Origin of the sequence: Sphingomonas sp. Sph1(2015) (assembly GCF_001970915.1) — a bacterium.
GTDB classification, from domain to species: Bacteria; Pseudomonadota; Alphaproteobacteria; order Sphingomonadales; family Sphingomonadaceae; genus Sphingomonas; species Sphingomonas parapaucimobilis.
In genome coordinates this window covers 1-484 of sequence record NZ_MQUI01000121.1, presented here as the reverse complement: position 1 = coordinate 484, position 484 = coordinate 1, and the positions used below count along the sequence as shown (strand labels likewise).

The window sequence follows — 484 nt, the reverse complement described above, 5'->3', positions numbered from 1 at the left end:
CCCAAATACAAAGGGTTCCGAGTGAACGCGTATGGTCCGGAGATCGCCAGCTGTTTGTGTTTGCGGAGATATCCCGCGGCATATCCGCGCAGGAGCAACCCTAGAATTGCAATTCCCATTCCGCCGAGCAGCCACTTCATTTGTGGCCGCGCAAACCAAAATGCCGCGATGCCGACCGGGTATCCGACGCGGACACGCCACCGGATCCAAAAATTTGTCTTGGGGCTCAAGCAGGGGCCTTCAGAAGCGCGGCGGTCGCAGCCAGCACGTCTCCGACAGTGATTCGCAGCATCGCCGCGGAGTAATCCGAGCGCCGCTTGTAGCTGATCTCCTCTTGTCGCGCCTTGTGTACGATCACCGCGCTGGGCACAAACGGGCCATTGCGCGCAGGATCGGTAGGGCCATACAAACCGACGACCTGAGTGCCCAGAGCCGCCGCCAAGTGCAGCGGACCTGAATCCGCCGCGATAACACATCGCGCATG

The 484-nt window shown here is 60.5% G+C and carries 1 protein-coding gene; it reads right to left on the bottom strand.

The window, feature by feature from the left end; all coding sequences use genetic code 11:
- Nucleotides 1–226 precede the first annotated feature (226 nt).
- Nucleotides 227–484: glycosyltransferase family 9 protein (locus BSZ14_RS18820; RefSeq protein ID WP_139330559.1), on the bottom strand; the 258-nt coding region annotated here is incomplete at its 5' end.